The 18,722-nt window shown below is 52.1% G+C and carries 22 protein-coding genes; 6 read left to right on the forward strand and 16 right to left on the reverse strand.

Translation table 11 applies throughout. The annotated features are described in order from the left end of the window. Positions 1-89 precede the first annotated feature (89 nt). On the forward strand, positions 90-1,274 hold the full coding sequence (gene araJ, locus FDX22_RS11930) for an MFS transporter AraJ (protein ID WP_146717236.1): 1,185 nt from the start codon (positions 90-92) through the stop codon (positions 1,272-1,274). A gap of 5 nt (positions 1,275-1,279) precedes the next feature. Here araJ and mak read toward each other — a convergent pair whose 3' ends face one another. Next, entirely contained in the window at positions 1,280-2,188 is a 909-nt protein-coding gene (gene mak, locus FDX22_RS11935) for a fructokinase (protein WP_135912475.1), read from the reverse strand. 125 nt (positions 2,189-2,313) lie between these two features. Between mak and rdgC the strand changes: the two genes are divergently transcribed. Next, positions 2,314-3,225 (forward strand): recombination-associated protein RdgC, encoded by a 912-nt coding sequence (gene rdgC / locus FDX22_RS11940; RefSeq protein WP_096759460.1) that lies wholly within the window; start codon positions 2,314-2,316, stop codon positions 3,223-3,225. A gap of 53 nt (positions 3,226-3,278) precedes the next feature. Here the strand turns inward: rdgC and ppnP are convergent, their stop codons facing one another. From ppnP to FDX22_RS11965, 5 genes are all read right to left on the reverse strand, one after another. Beyond that, a complete protein-coding gene (gene ppnP, locus FDX22_RS11945) occupies positions 3,279-3,563 on the reverse strand; it encodes a pyrimidine/purine nucleoside phosphorylase (RefSeq protein ID WP_115259253.1) in 285 nt (94 codons plus the stop codon). A 71-nt stretch (positions 3,564-3,634) separates the two neighbouring features. After that, positions 3,635-4,312, reverse strand: coding sequence for an AroM family protein (locus FDX22_RS11950; RefSeq protein WP_115259254.1), 678 nt, complete (start codon positions 4,310-4,312; stop codon positions 3,635-3,637). 213 nt (positions 4,313-4,525) lie between these two features. Then, complete coding sequence (gene yaiA, locus FDX22_RS11955; RefSeq protein WP_096758106.1) at positions 4,526-4,717, reverse strand: protein YaiA; 192 nt, start codon at positions 4,715-4,717, stop codon at positions 4,526-4,528. Positions 4,718-4,743: 26 nt separating this feature from the next. Then, a complete protein-coding gene (aroL, locus tag FDX22_RS11960; RefSeq protein WP_135912477.1) occupies positions 4,744-5,289 on the reverse strand; it encodes a shikimate kinase AroL in 546 nt (181 codons plus the stop codon). A gap of 185 nt (positions 5,290-5,474) precedes the next feature. Further along, positions 5,475-5,930: a YaiI/YqxD family protein gene (locus tag FDX22_RS11965; protein WP_146717237.1), complete on the reverse strand. Its 456-nt coding sequence runs from the start codon at positions 5,928-5,930 to the stop codon at positions 5,475-5,477. Positions 5,931-6,111: 181 nt separating this feature from the next. On the opposite strand from FDX22_RS11965, the gene proC reads away from it, so the two are divergent. Beyond that, positions 6,112-6,921 carry a pyrroline-5-carboxylate reductase gene (gene proC, locus FDX22_RS11970; RefSeq protein WP_096758109.1) on the forward strand — a complete coding sequence of 270 codons (810 nt, stop codon included), beginning with the start codon at positions 6,112-6,114 and terminating at the stop codon, positions 6,919-6,921. Positions 6,922-6,936: 15 nt separating this feature from the next. On the opposite strand, the gene adrA is transcribed toward proC, so the two are convergent. The 5 genes from adrA to FDX22_RS11995 form a co-directional block, all read right to left on the reverse strand. Beyond that, positions 6,937-8,052, reverse strand: a complete 1,116-nt coding sequence (gene adrA / locus FDX22_RS11975) for a diguanylate cyclase AdrA (RefSeq protein WP_115259256.1) — start codon at positions 8,050-8,052, stop codon at positions 6,937-6,939. A 99-nt stretch (positions 8,053-8,151) separates the two neighbouring features. Next, positions 8,152-8,472 carry a phosphate starvation-inducible protein PsiF gene (gene psiF, locus FDX22_RS11980; RefSeq protein ID WP_096758111.1) on the reverse strand — a complete coding sequence of 107 codons (321 nt, stop codon included), beginning with the start codon at positions 8,470-8,472 and terminating at the stop codon, positions 8,152-8,154. A 97-nt stretch (positions 8,473-8,569) separates the two neighbouring features. Further along, entirely contained in the window at positions 8,570-9,985 is a 1,416-nt protein-coding gene (gene phoA, locus FDX22_RS11985) for an alkaline phosphatase (protein WP_146717238.1), read from the reverse strand. A gap of 106 nt (positions 9,986-10,091) precedes the next feature. Beyond that, entirely contained in the window at positions 10,092-10,334 is a 243-nt protein-coding gene (locus FDX22_RS11990) for a sigma-S stabilization anti-adapter protein IraP (protein ID WP_096758113.1), read from the reverse strand. Positions 10,335-10,582: 248 nt separating this feature from the next. Further along, complete coding sequence (locus FDX22_RS11995; RefSeq protein ID WP_146717239.1) at positions 10,583-11,779, reverse strand: multidrug efflux MFS transporter; 1,197 nt, start codon at positions 11,777-11,779, stop codon at positions 10,583-10,585. A gap of 301 nt (positions 11,780-12,080) precedes the next feature. Here FDX22_RS11995 and ddlA point away from each other — a divergent pair, with 301 nt between their 5' ends. After that, entirely contained in the window at positions 12,081-13,175 is a 1,095-nt protein-coding gene (gene ddlA, locus FDX22_RS12000) for a D-alanine--D-alanine ligase (RefSeq protein WP_096759461.1), read from the forward strand. 23 nt (positions 13,176-13,198) lie between these two features. Here the strand turns inward: ddlA and FDX22_RS12005 are convergent, their stop codons facing one another. After that, positions 13,199-13,417: a DUF2754 domain-containing protein gene (locus FDX22_RS12005; protein ID WP_146717240.1), complete on the reverse strand. Its 219-nt coding sequence runs from the start codon at positions 13,415-13,417 to the stop codon at positions 13,199-13,201. 265 nt (positions 13,418-13,682) lie between these two features. Here FDX22_RS12005 and FDX22_RS12010 point away from each other — a divergent pair, with 265 nt between their 5' ends. Next, complete coding sequence (locus FDX22_RS12010; protein ID WP_115259259.1) at positions 13,683-14,006, forward strand: DUF2755 family protein; 324 nt, start codon at positions 13,683-13,685, stop codon at positions 14,004-14,006. On the opposite strand, the gene FDX22_RS12015 is transcribed toward FDX22_RS12010, so the two are convergent. Next, a complete protein-coding gene (locus FDX22_RS12015; protein ID WP_146717241.1) occupies positions 13,991-15,094 on the reverse strand; it encodes a DUF1615 domain-containing protein in 1,104 nt (367 codons plus the stop codon). The two genes, FDX22_RS12010 and FDX22_RS12015, sit on opposite strands and share 16 nt — an antisense overlap. A gap of 14 nt (positions 15,095-15,108) precedes the next feature. Further along, complete coding sequence (sbmA, locus tag FDX22_RS12020) at positions 15,109-16,329, reverse strand: peptide antibiotic transporter SbmA (protein WP_096758118.1); 1,221 nt, start codon at positions 16,327-16,329, stop codon at positions 15,109-15,111. Between the two features lie 383 nt (positions 16,330-16,712). Between sbmA and ampH the strand changes: the two genes are divergently transcribed. After that, complete coding sequence (ampH, locus tag FDX22_RS12025) at positions 16,713-17,870, forward strand: D-alanyl-D-alanine-carboxypeptidase/endopeptidase AmpH (RefSeq protein WP_096758119.1); 1,158 nt, start codon at positions 16,713-16,715, stop codon at positions 17,868-17,870. Between the two features lies 1 nt (position 17,871). On the opposite strand, the gene iprA is transcribed toward ampH, so the two are convergent. Then, positions 17,872-18,495: a hydrogen peroxide resistance inhibitor IprA gene (gene iprA / locus FDX22_RS12030; RefSeq protein ID WP_115259261.1), complete on the reverse strand. Its 624-nt coding sequence runs from the start codon at positions 18,493-18,495 to the stop codon at positions 17,872-17,874. 82 nt (positions 18,496-18,577) lie between these two features. After that, on the reverse strand, positions 18,578-18,722 hold a 145-nt coding region (locus FDX22_RS12035), incomplete at its 5' end, for an autotransporter outer membrane beta-barrel domain-containing protein (RefSeq protein WP_146717242.1).

Raw genomic sequence — 18,722 nt, forward strand, 5'->3', positions numbered from 1 at the left:
CATTTCACTTATCCGCAAGCTATGCTCTTATTGGCGGCGAACGTTCGCCGCTGTGGCGCACATCTGCGCTGATATTGCTGGCAGGTCGTATGAAAAAAGTGATTTTCTCTTTAGCCCTCGGGACGTTTGGGCTGGGCATGGCCGAGTTTGGCATCATGGGTGTGTTAACCGAGCTGGCGCGAGATGTAGGAATTTCCATTCCTGCGGCGGGCCACATGATTTCGTTTTACGCCTTCGGCGTGGTGCTGGGTGCGCCGATTATTGCGATCTTTTCCAACCGCTTTTCGCTGAAACATATTCTGCTGTTTCTGGTCACGTTGTGTGTAATAGGTAACGCCATCTTCACCCTCTCCTCATCCTATTTTATGCTGGCGGTCGGCAGGCTGGTTTCCGGTTTTCCGCACGGCGCATTCTTTGGCGTCGGGGCCATTATTCTGACTAAACTCGCACGCCCGGGGAAAGTCACCGCCGCTGTCGCTGGCATGGTCAGTGGGATGACCGTCGCCAACCTGATTGGCATTCCCGTCGGTACCTGGCTGAGTCAGGCATTTAGCTGGCGCTACACCTTTTTGGTGATCGCCGTGTTTAACATTGCAGTCATTGCGTCGATTGCCTTCTGGGTGCCCAACATCAGTGACGAAGCAAAAGGCAAACTGCGAGAGCAATTTCACTTTCTGAAAAGCCCGGCACCGTGGCTTATTTTCTCCGCTACGATGTTTGGCAACGCCGGCGTGTTCGCCTGGTTTAGCTATGTGAAGCCATACATGATGTATATCTCCGGTTTTTCTGAAGCGCTGATGACCTTCATCATGATGCTGGCTGGATTAGGCATGGTGCTGGGCAATCTGCTGAGTGGGCGGATTTCGGGCCGCTATACGCCGCTGCGCATTGCGGTGGTGACCGACTTCGTGATTGTGCTGGCCCTGGTGATGCTGTTTTTCGTCGGCGATATGAAAGCCGCGTCGCTGACCTTCGCGTTTATTTGCTGCGCGGGTCTGTTTGCGCTGTCGGCCCCGCTACAAATTTTGCTGCTGCAAAATGCGAAAGGCGGCGAACTGCTGGGTGCCGCCGGTGGGCAAATGGCCTTTAACCTCGGTAGCGCGGTTGGCGCATACTGCGGCGGCATGATGCTGACGCTGGGTTTTGCCTACAACTACGTAACCCTCCCAGCGGCCCTGCTGTCGTTTTCCGCCATGTCATCGCTGCTGCTGTATGGACGTCTGAACCGCCCTACGGGCATAAATTGTATGCCGGATAAGCGCCATCCGGCATAGCAAAATTACCCCTGCGGCCACAGCCAGGCCGCACCGCGAACCCCACTGGAATCACCGTGCAACGCCTTGCGTAAAGGCGTTGCACACTCACCGCCAAAGACGAACTGTTTAATCAATGACGGAACGGTCTGATACAACCTGTCGACATTACTCATCCCGCCCCCCAGCACGATGACGTCCGGGTCAAGGATGTTCACCACATGAGCCAACGATTTTGCCAGGCGCAATTCATAGCGGCGTAACGCCTGCTCCGCCAGCGCATCACCTTCGCTCACCAGCCGAATAATATCGCTACCTTTCAGTTTATTACCGCTCAAGCGATGATAATCCGTGGCGAACCCGGTCCCGGAGATGAAGGTTTCAATACAACCTTGCTTCCCGCAGTAACACGGTACTTCCTGCCGATAGCGCAGTTCATCTTCGTCCATCCACGGCAGCGGATTATGCCCCCACTCACCCGCAGTACCGTTGCCGCCGATATGCGCCCGACCATTGAACGCCACCCCGGAGCCGCAGCCGGTACCGATAATCACCGCGAACACCGTTTGCGCGCCCGCCGCAGCGCCGTCTACCGCTTCAGAGACCGCCAGGCAGTTAGCATCGTTAGCCAGACGGACCTCCCGGTTCAGACGCACGCTTAAGTCTTTGTCAAAAGGCTGCCCATTGAGCCAGGTTGAGTTGGCATTCTTCACCACCCCCGTGTAAGGGGAAATCGATCCGGGGATCCCCATACCAACGGTTCCGGTCTGTCCGGTGGCTTTTTCCGCCATATCCACCAGTGCGGCAATAGTTTCTATGGTTTGCCGGTAGTCATCACGCGGCGTGGGCAAGCGATGGCGGAAAAGTTGCTCCCCCGCATCACTCAGCGCGATAACTTCTGTTTTGGTACCACCTAAATCGATTCCTATACGCACACGCTGGTCCTCATTTTTTGGGAATATCAACAGAGTAGAGGCGAGCATGGTGTTAGGCAATGCACGCCCGCCGACAATTCGTTATTATGCCCGCTGAATTTAACGACAAGGCCGTGGAAATTATCATGCTGTGGTTCAAAAATTTAATGGTTTACCGTCTTAGCCGCGATGTTTCTTTGCGCGCCGAAGAGATGGAAAAACAGCTTGCCTCAATGACGTTTACCCCTTGTGGTAGCCAGGATATGGCAAAAATGGGCTGGGTTCCGCCGATGGGATCGCACAGCGACGCATTGACGCATTCTAACAATGGCCAAATTATTATCTGCGCCCGCAAAGAAGAAAAAATTCTGCCGTCGCCGGTGATCAAGCAGGCGCTGGAAGCCAAAATCTTCAAGCTGGAAGCTGAGCAGGGTCGCAAACTCAAGAAGACCGAGAAAGACTCGCTGAAAGATGAAGTGTTGCACTCCTTGCTGCCGCGTGCCTTTAGCCGCTTTAGCCAGACCATGATGTGGATAGACACCGTTAATGATTTGATCATCGTCGACTGTGCGAGCGCCAAGAAAGCGGAAGATACGCTGGCACTGCTGCGTAAAAGCCTGGGCTCATTGCCGGTAGTCCCGCTGACCCTGGAAAACCCGATAGAGCTCACGCTCACCGAATGGGTCCGTTCCGGGACGACTGCGCAAGGATTCCAGTTGCTGGATGAAGCCGAACTGAAAGCCATGCTGGAAGACGGTGGTGTGATCCGGGCGAAGAAACAGGACCTGGTGAGTGATGAGATCGCCGTGCACATTGAAGCCGGAAAAGTCGTCACTAAGCTGGCTCTCGACTGGCAGCAGCGCATTCAGTTTTTGATGTGTGACGATGGCTCGATTAAGCGTCTGAAGTTCTGCGATGAGCTGCGCGACCAGAACGAAGATATCGACAGAGAAGATTACGGTCAGCGTTTTGATGCCGATTTCATCCTGATGACCGGTGAACTGGCAGCGTTGATTAAAAGCCTGGTGGAAGGATTAGGCGGCGAAGCGCAGCGCTAAGCGCACCCGTCTTGCCGGATAACGCCACAAGCGGCTTATCCGGCATATTACGCTTACAGGTAACGGCAAAGATAGGACGTCGGCTCTGCGACCTGCAGATGAAATTCACTGTGCCCAGGCACGTTAAACGTCTCCCCGGCAGCATACACTTTCCACTCAGTTTCGCCCGGCAGCAATACATTCAATGCCCCGCTCACCACCGTCATCTCTTCAGGTGCCGCCGTGCCAAAGGTGTACTCGCCTTCCACCATCACACCCACGCTGGCGCGGCCAGTACTGCTGCTGGTAAAACCAATCGATTTTACTTTGCCGGAAAAGTATTCATTACTTTGAAGCATACCACTGGCCCTATCTCGTTATTAAGTTAACAACCAATATAGGGGCCTGACGTTCCCTCTGTCACGCAAAATTACGCCAGAAGTTCCGAAGCCAGACGGGCTATCAGCACATTCGACAACAGTACCGGAACGTCGAGTGATTTTTGCAGTACATCACGATGACGCTGATTAAACCCCAGGCAGTCGAGCATAATCACGTCGGCACCTTGTTCAAGAAGTTGCTTTCCAGCATCAATCAGTTGTTGTTCAGTGCCATCAATGGGATTGGCCACGGCATAGACTGGCGGCGTTTGTAGCACCTGCCATTTCTGCGTCTGGGCGGCGAGTAATTCAGTGACGGGTACAATCACACCAACCTGATGCCCGTCGACAATCGACGCCACCAGAGGGGGAATAATACGTAAGGGCTCCAGCAGGATGCCGTTTCGGATCGTCAGACGAGTAATGACCGCAGTGCTCATCAATAAAATAACGTCAAAGCCCTGATTATCCAGCACCTCAACGATACCTTGCAGCGCGCGTTCCACTTTCTGGCGCGAAACGTGCGCCAACTGTTGGTCACTGAGCAGCGTTAATAACACATCGTCGCCCGGCGAGATGGCGTACTCGGCCATCACCTCTTCCCGCCGCATCTGCCCTAGCAAACTATGGTGGGTAATGTGTTGCTCATCGATATATTCCGTCAGGAGCGGTAATACCTCACACATCGGCACAACGCCAATCGTGAGGATAGCCAACGACGTACTCATGTGTTGCTCCACCGTCTTCTTACTTTGCTGTGAATTCCCGGATAAATGCCGGGCACTGACCTGCGCTACAAATGTTCAAAAGCGTAGCAGCAGATAAGCAATACATTGTGTAAAGATTCCAAATCATTCTAATAATTTATTGTTATCGTTTACTTTTCATTTTTCGCACTCTCCAGAGACGTGCGAAAAATGTGACACAGACAGCGTCCGACCTCAGGTTTTCTGCGGATCCTCATAGCGTTTTTTGGCATCCATTGCTTCCTGCGCGGACGGATGTTCGCTAATCAACGAATTCGGCTTCGGGTGGTCAGCGCGGAGTTGATACCAGGTGACCGTCTGGCCTGGCGTACCTTTTTCAACAGTAACAATCGTCGCTTTACGTGGATAAGGGGGGTTTGTCGGCATAGCGCTTCCTTTTGAATGGATAAGCGTTAAGTATAGACCCCACCCTGCAACCGCGGCGCAGCCTGGGGCATCATCGCCAGGATATCAGCCACAACCTGAGAGGGTTCGTGCGTTGCATCAACAATAAAGTGCGCCGCTTGACGATACAGCTCGTCGCGTTGCTCAAGCACTTCCTGCACCTCTTCGGTCAGCGGTTTACCGGTTAAGGTTGGGCGCAATCCTTCTTCAGGCGCGGCTTCCAGGCGACTCACCAGTACCGAGACCGGCGCGCTTAAATAAATGACCATGCCGTTATTTCGCATGTAGTGACGGTTATATTCGGTAAGAATAATGCCGCCACCGGTCGCAATAACCGTTGAGGGGCCGGTCACGGCCTGCAAAGCGGTCGTCTCCTGAGCGCGAAATCCTTCCCACCCCTCTCTTTCAACGATTTCGGCAACGGTCATTTGCACATGTGATTGCAACCAGCGATCGGTATCAACAAACTGGAAGTCGATAGCTTTCGCCAGCGCCATACCGGTTGTCGTCTTACCACATCCCCGCGGGCCAACAAGAAAAAGAGGTTGCGTCATCGAAGAAATTCCCCAGAGAGCCGCCCACAAGCGGGATCTGATGCTGTTAAAGTTATAATCATACCATCAAACTAGTACATCACCAAAACGTAAAGAATAAGTTCCACCACAGACTAAAAAGCCCATTAATTCTCACTATAACAAGATTTCACAATGATGAAAGTGTAAAAAATAAATTACAGTCGTTATTTTCTACGCTGAACTTCCAGCCACCACTTATCCAGTTCAGCAGCAAAATGCTGTCGGTCGCGCGGTGAAAGCGTGTCCGGGCATCCGGTCTGGATCCCACTGGCACGGAGTGTATCCATAAAATCACGCATCATCAGACGTTCACGGATGGTGGCTTCGGTATAGCGTTCGCCACGAGGATTCAGCGCCGCGGCCCCTTTTTCAATCACTTCAGAAGCCAGCGGTATATCCGCCGTTACCACCAAATCGCCTGCGCTACACTGGCGCACAATCTCGTTATCGGCAACATCAAACCCGGCAGGAACACGTAATGTACGGATAAAACGCGAAGGCGGCACGCGCAAACTCTGGTTGGCGACCAAAATCAGCGGCATCTGCATACGCTCTGAAGCCCGGTACAAAATATCTTTAATCACATTCGGACACGCATCCGCATCCACCCATATTGTCATAACACCTCCTGGTTCCTGTGCAATCGCACATTGTCTCGTGCTTTTACTTTCCGGCAAAGTGCTGTTTCTCCTTCTGAACATATCCATTCCGCGCTAAGCTTAACTTTCCCAGGTATACCCTAAGTAATTCAAAAGTATGACGGGTATAAAACAATGAATATCACGCATAGGGAGTGACAAGATGGACAAGAAAATTGGTTTTATCGGCTGCGGCAATATGGGCAAAGCCATTCTTGGAGGCATGATCGCCAGTGGTCAGGTTCTCCCCGGACAAATCTGGGTCTATACCCCCTCTCCTGATAAAGTCGCCGCATTACACGACCAGTACGGCATCAACGCCGCGCAGTCGGCGCAGGAAGTCGCCCAAATTGCCGATATTGTCTTTGGTGCTGTGAAACCCGGCATCATGGTTAAAGTGCTGAGCGAAATCACCTCCAGCCTGAACAAAGATTCACTGGTCGTCTCTATTGCCGCTGGCGTCACGCTCGATCAGCTTGCCCGCGCGCTGGGTCATGACCGTAAAATTATCCGCGCGATGCCCAACACACCGTCGCTGGTTAATGCGGGCATGACCTCCGTAACGCCAAACGCGCTGGTGACGCCGGAAGATACGGCTGACGTATTAAATATTTTCCGCTGCTTTGGCGAAGCTGAAGTGATTGCGGAATCGATGATTCACCCGGTCGTCGGCGTCAGCGGTTCTGCGCCGGCCTACGTGTTTATGTTTATTGAAGCGATGGCTGATGCGGCCGTCCAGGGCGGCATGCCCCGCGCGCAGGCGTATAAATTCGCCGCACAGGCGGTGATGGGGTCAGCAAAAATGGTTCTCGAAACAGGAAAACATCCTGGAGAACTGAAGGATATGGTGTGCTCACCAGGTGGAACAACCATTGAGGCCGTGCGCGTTCTGGAGGCCCGTGGTTTCCGTTCTTCAGTCATTGAAGCGATGGTTAAGTGCATGGAACAGTCGGAAAAACTAAGCAAATCCTGAGTGGGCAACCGGACGTCAGGCCGCCGCTTCAGTGCGGTTACGTCCGGAATTCTTTGCTTTATAAAGCGCCATATCCGCCGATTTCAGCCATTCTCGATAGTGTTCCGTTTCTGAAGTCAACGGTGCGACGCCGACGCTGATACGCAGAGCAACCTGCGGAGCACAGGACAATCGCAATAGGCTGAGTCGTTCGTGGACACGAGACATGGCGGCGATGGCGCTGCTCGCCGGGGTACCGCACATAATCACAGCAAATTCATCGCCACCAAAACGCCCTATGACATCGCTGCCGCGCAGCGTCATCTGCAACTGACGCGTTAGCGCGACAATAGCCTCATCGCCAACGTCATGGCCCCAGGTATCGTTAATACTTTTGAAGTGGTCGATATCGATAATCAGTAACGTGGCGTCGCGCTGATAACGGCGGCAGTTATCAAATTCATTGCGCAGCAAAAGCTCCCAATGACGTCGGTTATACACACCGGTCATACCATCTCGCGTGCTCATCACCTGCAACCGACGCTTGTGCTCAGCCAGTTTGATGACCGTCTTATAGCTCACCCACGCAAACAGCAGCGGATACAACACCAACACCGGCAGCGACAACATCACACTCAGTTGCGTACTGCTAAACACCACGGGGATGTCCGTCAGTTGCAGGGTGACCAGACATGAGACAATCGTCAACACCAGACCGGCGATGAATAACCGTATTCCCCCTGCGCCCATCAGGTTAATACAGATAATCATCAGTAGGGCCGTCGACGGTAGCAGGTTTACCCCCATCAGCCCTATCCACATTCCGGTCAGAATCGCATCGGCTTTTAAGTTGGTGAATTCGCTATGCATCGGGTCATCTGCTTTGCCCGCCAACTGCCATGCCAGATGCGGCCAGACAAAAGCCCATCCTACCAATAAAAGCCACCAGCCTCCGGTGATCGGCTGAGACACCAGGACCGACGCGATAGGGAAAAACATCCCGCCCAATCCCACCGCGCGCGGCAGCCTGATCCGTCGGGCAAATCGCAGTCCGGAGCGCTGATGGTCATTTTGATGAAGCGATAAAACCGCTTCATTTGGGACGACCTTTTTTTGATAGAAACTTTCATCATTCATCGTATTTAGGAACATTCTGAAACAAATTTCCCAAATTATAGAAAGGAGGACGTGCGCGGGAGTATGATATTTCGGGTGAGCGAATTTTGCTGCTCACCCTTATGTACTACGCAATTACGCTGCTTTTTTCAGGCAGGCACTCATAAATTTATTGCGATCATCACCTTTCAGCGACTGTTCCGTTGCCTGAACATTACATTCACGCATCTTCTGTTGCTGTGGCGTCAGGCTTTTTTCCTCGGGGGCCGATTTACTGTTTTTCAGGCAATCACTCATATAGCTCTTACGCGCATCCCCTTTTAAGGTCTGCGCAGTGGCCTGCTGGTTACAGGTGGTCATTCGTTGTTGTTGCGGGGTTAGCGTTTTCTCGGCGGCGCCAACAGTCGCTAAAAAAAGCAGACCAAAAAGCAACGTCATGACTAATGATATTTTCATAGCACCTTCCTTTTCTGAACGACGAGACACAGATAAGTCTGGCTGCTAACGATAAAAAAACCACCCGACAGCAAAAGTAATGCCGCCGGGCGTGTACTTATTTCAGCCCTAAGGCCGATTTCATGGTGTAGAACAAATCGGTCTGGTCGGTCAGGCCAACCACATTCGCCGCATGCGGCCCATAGGCAGCAATACGCAGTTGGCTGCCCGTATGCTCCTGAGATTCTTCTTCAGAGTTGCCGTAGCTGATGACCATCACCGCGCCATCTTTGGTGTTCAGCGCCTGAGTCAGGCCCGGCGCTTTGGTATCTGGCGCCACTATCTGGCTGGCATGCGCGTGATCGGCGGTTACCACCACCAGCGTATTACCGTCTTTCTTCGCAAAGGCCAGCGCGCGCTGTACGGCTTCGTCCAGATCAACCGTTTCGCCAATCTGCCCGCACGGGTTAGCAGCATGATCCTGTTTATCGATTGACGCGCCTTCCACCTGCAGGAAGAAGCCTTTTTCATTTTTGCTTAACAGCTCAATCGCTTTATCCGTCATCTGTGCCAGCGTCGGCACCGTGTCGTTGCGTTTGGCATTTGGCGTACAGGTCACAGCCGGCTTATCAATGTTGCCATGATACGAGGCTTTTGGTCCTTCCCAACGCACCGGCATATTACCTTCAGAGAACAACCCCAGCAGCGGTTTATCCTGACTGGCGTCAGTGATTGCCGCAAGCGATGCGGCGTCGCTCACCAACTGATAGCCGCGCATCTGCGCCTGCTCACGCAGCGTCTTGCCCTGCCATTCACCCGTAGCAGCGGTTTCAGCAAACGTTTTTGCCCCGCCCCCCAGCGTGACGTCGGCACGAGCATTCAACAATTGTTCAGTGATTGACCCTTTACCGCCGTTTTCCAGCGCATTAGTCGGGCATTTTTCACGGGTCACGCTCGGACCGTAGCATTTACGTGACGTCACATGCGCAACCAGCGCAGCCGGAGTGGCATCCTGTAATTCAGCAGTAGAAACGTTGCCGGTAGCCAGACCTGCGGCTTTTGCCATTTCCAGAATCGTGGCGTGATCTTTTTCATGGATATCAACGCCCAGCGCACCATTATAGGATTTAACCCCGGTGGTCCACGCCGTTGCCGAAGCCGCTGAATCTGTCACGTAATCGGGTTTACCCGTTTTCTTATCCAGCGAATAGTGGGTGTATTGTCCAGTCAGGGGTAGCGCATCAATCCCTTTAAAAAAGCCGCCCGCGCCTTCGGCATAATTTCGCGCTGCAGTAATTTCTGAGTCACCCATACCATCGCCAATCAGCAAAATAATATTTTTAGCCGGTTTATTAATCAGTGAATCACGCAGAGCGGTCGTTTGATCGCCGGCTAATCGGCGAGCGCCACCCGGCGTGGTGATATCCCCCTGAGCGGCGCGATTATCCATAACCGGCACAGCAGATGATTCTGCATAAATAACCGGGGTAAACAGCAAAGGTAACAGGGCAATAGCGAGTGCGCTTTGTTTCACTTTATTTTCTCCATGTATAAATACGGTAAAATTAAAACAAAGCGACTATAAGTATTTGATGTGACACTTTTATGATGATTCAACGTCGTGAGGCGCTACGCAAACCTCAATACGCTTTGGGTACCCTCTCGCCGACGTCATGCAAGGTTGTTAAACAGGCTGGCATGCGGCTTACGCCTGCCAGCGCGCCCTCAATATGACGAATCAGTGTTTGCTGCTCATGCGTCGCCATCGTATGCAGCATTTCCATGATAACGCGCTCTAAGGTTTCTACCTGCGCGGCGAGGTCCTGTGACTCTTCTTCTTTTTGGGCGAGCTTAAGTAACAACTCAGTGACGAGATTTTTCATTTGTGTATTCCCTTAACAAAATATGGGTCACGGTAGCATTATGGCTCCCAACTGCCTAGGGGATGAAAGTTGTATTTTTAGCAGAAATAAAACGTTTTGCGAAAACAATCACACCGCAAAATAAGATGAATTGGGAATTACGACAGAATTATTCAATATAAAAGGGTGAGAAGCTTAATAATCACCCAATAATATAATACAAACTTATGGATAAACCCCGCTGACAGCCAACGGGGTTTATTCGCCATTCAGTGCGTGCGACGCCGACGTCGTAACGCGACAGCCAGTTGCCAAATGTTGATCATCACAATGCTCGCGGTCGCGATAAACACCCAGCGAAAACCCGCCATGGCCGACACGGTGGCTCCCATTAACGGTCCGGCGACGTTGCCCAGATACATAAACGACTGGTTATAGCCAAAAATACGCCCAGTTACCTGGTCGCTGGAGTATTTCACCAGTAGCGTTTGCACGGCAGGAAGCATTGCGCCATCGGCAAAGCCTAGCAGGAAACGCAATACCCCCAACTGCAACGGCGTTGTGACCCAGGACATGGCGAAAAACAGCACCACGGCAAAGATAAGCGTCGCCATGAGGATCCGTTCAGTTCCCACCCGATCGCCTAATTTGCCCAGCCGGGGGGCTGAAATCAGCGCCGATATACCAGGCACCGAGGCAATCAGCCCGCTGAGAAAGGCAATATTGCCGCTGTCTGGCACCATCGATTTAATAAACAGTGCCAGAATGGGACCGATTGATCCGTTGCACAACTGGATAACCAGGGTAGTAAAAAACAGGCTGATCACCAGCGCCGGATAAGGCAACGAGGCGAACACAGCCTTGCCGCTTAAGCGTTCACTTTTTTTAATCGTTGGGCGCACACCCTCTTTAATGAAGAATAACGTGACCATGAAACTGACCACCAGCAGCCCGGCGGTAATACAAAATACCGCGCGCAAGCCCACGTGGTCGGCAATAAAACCGCCCATCAGCGGCCCACCAATCACCCCGCTAATCTGTGCCGTAGAGAGCGTACTTAGCGCCCAACCGCTGCGCTCACGCGGAACCTGCGACGCCACTAACGCCATCGCATTGGGGATGTATCCCGACGTTAATCCCATCACACCACGCAGCAGGAAAAGCTGCCAGACATTAGTGGCAAAGGCCTGCAATAAAATCGCAATCGCCATCCCCAGCGAGGCGCGCAGCAGCATCAGCTTACGCCCTTTACGATCGGCTAAACTGCCCCACATCGGCGAAACAATGGCGGAAATCAGAAAGGTGACGCTAAACGTTAACCCGGACCACATCGACAGCGCTTCATGCGAGGTCACCCCAAGCTGGGAAACATAGAGCGGTAAAAAAGGCAGGATTTGGCTGATCGCCAGCCCGGTAAAAAAGCACCCGAACCAAACGGAAATAAGGTTAACTCTCCAGGATTCCATAGGGACTCATAACGATAAGTAGCTGAAAACTGCGAGCAGCTTAACAAATTACGTGTCCGGACAAGGGCCCAGAGGTGCGATACCTCACAGTTTAGTATTTTATCTCCCCGCTCATCATATTTGTGATATTCATCACACATAACCCCTATTTATTGCAGGGGAATATGCTTTGAGGCTCCAGCGCAGATTTGTGAGTTTCCTTTCCCTGGCGACGCACGAAAACATTCTGCCAGAAGCCGAGGAATCCTGCGTTTTGTCGTGGTAATGTATGTGCTTTGCATTCATGGAATGGGTTTTTAAGATGGCAAAGTTGCGGGTAGGAATCGTATTTGGTGGTAAATCAGCAGAACATGAAGTGTCATTGCAATCGGCAAAAAATATTGTCGATGCCATCGACAAGACTCGCTTTGATGTTGTGCTGTTAGGTATTGATAAAGAAGGGCAATGGCACGTCAGCGATGCCAGCAACTATCTACTTAATGCCAACGACCCGGCGCGTATTGCGCTGCGTCCTTCGGCAACCAGCCTGGCGCAGGTACCGGGAAAGCAAGAACACCAGTTGATTGATGCGCACAACGGTCAGCCGCTGCAAACCGTCGATGTTATTTTCCCGATTGTGCACGGTACGTTGGGCGAAGATGGTTCCCTGCAAGGTATGCTGCGCGTGGCAAATCTCCCGTTCGTCGGTTCCGACGTGCTGGGCTCAGCGGCATGCATGGATAAAGACGTGACTAAACGTCTGCTGCGCGACGCCGGATTAAACATTGCCCCCTTTATTACGCTCACCCGCGCTAATCGTAATAGCATCAGCTTCGCAGAGGTTGAATCGCGCCTGGGCCTGCCGCTGTTCGTCAAGCCGGCTAATCAGGGCTCGTCCGTTGGGGTCAGCAAAGTCACCAACGAAGCTCAATATAACCAGGCCGTGGCGCTGGCATTTGAGTTCGACCATAAAGTGGTGGTGGAACAAGGGGTCGTTGGTCGTGAGATCGAATGCGCGGTGCTGGGAAACGATCATCCGCAGGCCAGCACCTGTGGCGAGATCGTTCTGAACAGCGATTTTTACGCCTATGACACCAAGTACATTGACGATAACGGTGCCAAAGTCGTGGTCCCGGCGGCCATTGCGCCGGAGATTAACGACAAGATCCGCGAGATAGCGATCCAGGCTTACCAGACGCTGGGTTGCGCTGGCATGGCACGCGTAGATGTGTTCTTAACCGCGGAAAATGACGTGGTGATCAACGAGATCAACACGCTACCGGGCTTCACCAATATCAGTATGTATCCAAAACTGTGGCAGGCGAGCGGCTTAGGTTATACCGATTTGATCACCCGTCTGATCGAACTGGCGCTGGAGCGTCACGCGGCAAACAGCGCGCTGAAAACCAGTATGTAACCCCCCGCCAGGGTGCCCGATAGCTATTGGGCATCCTGCGTTTCGTCATCTTCCGCGCGGCGGCGGATAATCAATCCGGCAAGCCAAAAGCTAATCACCCAGGTAACCAGCCCCACCGCATAGGTTTGCCCCCCCTTCGCTTCAAATCCCAGTAATCCCACCACCCCGTTGAGAATAAAGATAAGCCCAATAGCAAACGCGTAGTAGTGCCAGTCGCGGCGAAGTTTTACAGGCAGGTTCATAACAGCTCCGGGGATCACAACGTTATAAAGACGCATCCTCGCACATTTCTCTCTGGCGGTCTGTGGCGTAGGCAGAATTTCTTAGATGTAATCTAATTTCACTTAAGGTTACATATTTGTGACGACAGGCAAAAAAACGAAATCCAGGAATAATCCCTGGCTGAAATTACCATCATTCTGATATTGACAATCCCGATCACCTGTCAGACTCACTGTCAGTTACTGGCATTACGTCAAGAAAAGCAGGTTGTTGCTGGAGGTCTTTATGGCTGATTTTACGCTCTCAAAATTCCCGTTTAAGGGCAAGCATCGGGATCCCTCCTCGCTGACCGGCAACATTGTCTATGCCGTCTTTGTGCTGTTTTGCTTTTGGGTCGGGGCGCAGGTATTAACCCTACTGGCTCACGCACCCGGTATTTATGAACAGCTAATGCAACTGCAAATGCAGGAGAGCGGACGCCCGCACATCGAGATCGGGTTGGGCGTAGGAACAATTTTTGGTTTGATTCCCTTCCTGGTCGGCGGTCTGATTCTTGGCACCATCGCAGCCGTGTTGCACTGGCGCCAACGCCATCACAAAGATGACTGACCCATACATTTTACCCGTCGCTCATCCACCCGTTTCGCAAACCACGCGGTGGTCAGATTACGGGTAATCTTTGGACTTTCGAGCTGAATACCCGGCAGCATTTCGCGGGGTAAGGTTTTGCCCGTTTTCGCTTCCGCTAGCTTATACACGTTCTTGTACAACGCGGTCTCTTCAAACGCGAGGCTGTCACCTTTTTGCAACTGCCGATGGATATCACTCTCGCTCATGTCCAGCTTCCCGGCCAGCTTACGTACCGCCAGCTCTGTTTTGCCCGGATCGTTGCTGTCATAGCGAATCAAATCACCGTCCAACGCCAGTTTCACGCCGCTGGCCTTAGTCACCGCGTTCTGGAAAGCCGCATTACGACTGGCGTACCAGCCCGCATTAAAATCAGCGAAACGGAAGATAGGCGCGCTATAGTTCGCCGGGTAATTCAGCAAATGATAGGTCCCGAACCACAGCCCACCACGACGGGTGAAGACTTCCTGACGTACCGTCCCCGCCATTTTCCACGGATAGCCTGAAGCGTGTTGTTCAGCAAACGCGATGCTGACCTGCATCGGACCGCCTGTATGCACCGGATTAAGCGAACCGAATAGCGTCTGCCCCATCGGCACCATATTGATAAAATCATCAAAAATAGCGCTAAGCTGCTTTTCCGTTTTTACCGAATCCAGACGCTCGCTGTAGGTTTTGCCGGTCGGCGAGTTAATCTTCAGCGCGGTGTGCACCACAAACAGCGGAATATGCATGCGCTCAGCGCGGCGGTCGATCTCTTTCCAGGCTATTTTATTTAAGCCCGGTACCGCCGGGTCCGCCTGATAGTTAGACTCCTGCTGCGCTACCGCCAGCACCGAACAGACATTCTCAACCGTCGGTGCCAGCTTCTGGCTTTCAAACGTCCTGGCCAGATCCTGCGCCCAGGCGTCTCTGTCCTTCACGCTGGCCGGCATCTTCTGACGGACCACGCTCGCCACATCGACGGCTTTCTCCCCTTTTTTTAACGGCTGCGAAGACTGGCTACTGCATCCCACCAGCACCAACGCCGCCAGACAAGACCAGGGGTAAAGACGGGAAACCGTCGACATAACATCTCCTTTTGTTAGCTAAGCGTATGGGTTACGGCCTGAATATCCTGACCATCCAGCTCACGTTCGAAGCTGCGCAGACGCTTATAGATAGACATTAATTCCACTAACGTCGTCCAGGAGTTAATCAGATACTGGAACGATCCGCGCACCTGACCAAACACGTTGGTGATTTGCGTCATCAGACCGAGCGTAATCGTACCGGCAACAATTGACGGAAACAGCAGGAACAAACCGAAAACGTTATCCACCTGCAGGTAAAGAATACGGGCGATATTAAAGTACATATAGTGAAAATAGAGGCGGAAATAGTTCTGACGCACCGCGTGAAACAGTTCACGCACGGTCGGCGGCGTTGCGCGATTAGCATCATCTTCGCCGTAGACCAGTTCTTTACGGTAAGCAGCTTCCACGCGCTGGTTTTTAAACTCCAGACCCGGGAGTTTGATCCCCACCACCGCCAGCAAGCCGGTGCCCATCAACGACCAGACAATGGCAGCAATCACCAGACCATAGGGAACATGGCCAACAATCGGCAGATCAGGGACATGCGCAGACAGCGTGACCAGCACCGGTAAGAAGGCAATCAGCGTCATAATCGCATTGATAAAACTGACGCCCATATCTTCCAGCGTAGAGGCGAAACGCATGGTGTCTTCCTGCACACGCTGCGCGGCGCCTTCGATATGACGCAGATGCTGCCAGTGCGCCATATAATGTTCGTTCATCGCGGTACGCCAGCGGAACACGTAATGGCTGACGAAGAAATTGTTCATCACCCCAATTACTACGGCAATTAGTGCGATGCCAAGGAAGATCCCCACTTCATGATAGAACTGTTCAATCTTCACCTTATGAGGAGCGCTCAGTGCGGTTTGAATCAGGTCATAGAACGGCGCATACCAGGCGTTGACGGCAACCCCGACTTCAACCAGAAACCAGGTCACAAAGATAATCAGCGACGTGCCCAGTATGGACCAATACTGCCAACGGTGTGGACAGTAGATAAACCAGAACGCGGCGAACAGGCCGACGCAGAGAAGGTAATATGCATAAAAAATCAGATAATCCAGCGACCAGAACCGGGCGGCGCTTATAGGCACATCACCCGATGCGCCGGTGATATGTGCAACCCAGGCTCCCCCACCTGCCTGCCAGAATACAACGGCGACCAGTGCCCAAATAAATGCCGAAATAAAGAACGGTCCCGGCTTTGGGAAAAAAGACGTAAACATAGTGCTCTCCTGCTAACTTCTTATCGTTATGACGACTGCTGTGCATTTGCCAGCGTGCAAACGATGGCAAGACGGCTAACGCCCAATAAACACATGCTGAAACCGACAATTGTGACCAGAACCGACGCGCTTAGTTCGCTACCGGCCCTGAAGAATTGTTTCTATGGTTTTCATACCTGACAGCGTTCCGGCATATTCAGATTATCGCAGCGTGAGATCACAAAAGCGAACATCCACTCCGGGGGAAAAGGTAACGTTTACTCATCGTTACGTTTTTCACACTATGATTGGCGTAATAGCACTTTGCAATATGCCGATGAGTAGTATAAATACGCATACGCACGTCATCCTTTTTTACTACCCCTAACTCATGGACACCACCGTTGAAACGTAGTCTGCTTTTTTCTGCCGCGCTGTGTGCGGCGTCATTGACATCTGTCCAGGCGGCACAGCCTATCACCGATCCGGTCTTCGCCTCTGATATCGTCGATCGTTACGCCGATCATATCTTCTACGGCAGCGGGGCGACGGGAATGGCGCTCGTGGTCATTGACGGTAATCAGCGTGTATTTCGCAGCTTTGGCGAAACACGCCCTGGCAATAATGTTCATCCGCAGCTGGATTCGGTGATCCGCATCGCCTCAATTACCAAATTAATGACCAGTGAAATGCTGGTCAAATTACTCGATCAGGGCACGGTAAAACTGAACGATCCATTGAGTAAATATGCACCGCCCGGTGCACGAGTCCCGACCTGGCAGGGAACGCCGATCACGCTGGTGAATCTGGCGACTCATACCAGCGCCCTACCCCGCGAGCAGCCAGGCGGTGCGGCAAAACGCCCGGTATTTGTCTGGCCAACGCGCGAGCAGCGCTGGAGTTACCTCTCTACCGCCACGCTGAAAGCTGCTCCCGGATCGCAGGCCTCCTACTCGAATCTGGCGTTCGATCTACTGGCCGATGCGCTGGCAGCCGCGTCCGGTAAGCCTTATCAACAGCTGTTTGAAGAGAAAATTACCCGACCGCTCGGGATGAAAGACACCACGTTTACGCCTTCACCCGATCAGTGCAAGCGCCTGATGGTCGCCGAAAAAGGGGCCAGCCCGTGTAACAATACGCTGGCGGCTATGGGCAGCGGCGGTGTCTATTCGACGCCTGGCGATATGATGCGCTGGATGCAGCAGTATCTCTCTTCAGACTTTTATCAGCGCAGCCAGCAGGCTGACCGGATGCAGACGCTGATTTATCAGCGTACACAGTTAACCAAAGTAATTGGCATGGACGTGCCAGGCAAAGCCGATGCGCTGGGCCTGGGCTGGGTCTATATGGCACCGAAAAATGGCCGCCCGGGGATTATTCAAAAAACCGGTGGGGGTGGTGGATTCATTACCTATATGGCGATGATCCCGCAGAAAAACGTAGGGGCCTTTATTGTGGTTACCCGTTCTCCGCTGACCCGATTTACCAATATGAGCGATGGTATCAACGATCTGGTGAGTGAGTTGAGCGGAAACAAACCCCAGGTTATCCCCGCATCCTGATTTAGTACTCAAAAGGCAAACGGTTAATATTCACCAGTTTGCCTTTATTCATTTCAATGTAGCCGCCTTTACGCAGTGCCGCGAGAATTTCTGCGACGACAGAGCGTGAAATACGTGTTCGTTGGTGGATATAGTTCATAACACCAACGCGAGAGCGCAGTAACTCATCCCATTTCATCATGGATATCAGCGTGGCGCGGATTTGATCGTAGGAGTTATTGCCAATTAATTGCAGGTCGCGTAATTCAAGCATGCAGTGCTGCCATGCTAACCAGCTAAAGGCCTCGCGCCATAGCTGGCATTGTTCAATGATATTAATCGTTTGGGACGCGGGCAGATAATAACCCGTACAGTAACCTTCTGTTATTAATCTATATTGAATATCTGTTTTCATCACACCATCAGCAAGTCCCATAATAAACGGTGCCTGTGTAATGCCAACCAGTATGGTTTCTCCTCGCCTCAGCGAGACAACCCCCTTTAAAACAACAAAAGTGTCGTTTTTATTTACATCACTGGAATATATTATTTGTTTTTCATTTTCATATTCAAAACGCTCGCCATATTTCGACAAACATTTATCCAGCTTACCAAATTCCAGAAAAGGCTTATCTACAGATAACATTTACGCATTCCTTGCATAAAAGCCCGTCAAATCCTTGACGGGCTTATTGGGATTAAAATACCGAGTCCTCTAATAGGAATTCTTACCAGGTATATTTAACGCCTGCATTCGCAGACCAGTCTTGATCGACATCACCACCGCCGAGGTAGCTGGCATCGGTATATGCGCTGAAGTTTTTGGTAAAGCTGAACTGAGTACCCAGTCCAACACGTACCGCAGAACCTTCT

The sequence above is a fragment of the Citrobacter sp. TBCS-14 genome, from assembly GCF_005280805.1.
In the GTDB taxonomy this organism is placed as follows: Bacteria; Pseudomonadota; Gammaproteobacteria; order Enterobacterales; family Enterobacteriaceae; genus Citrobacter; species Citrobacter gillenii.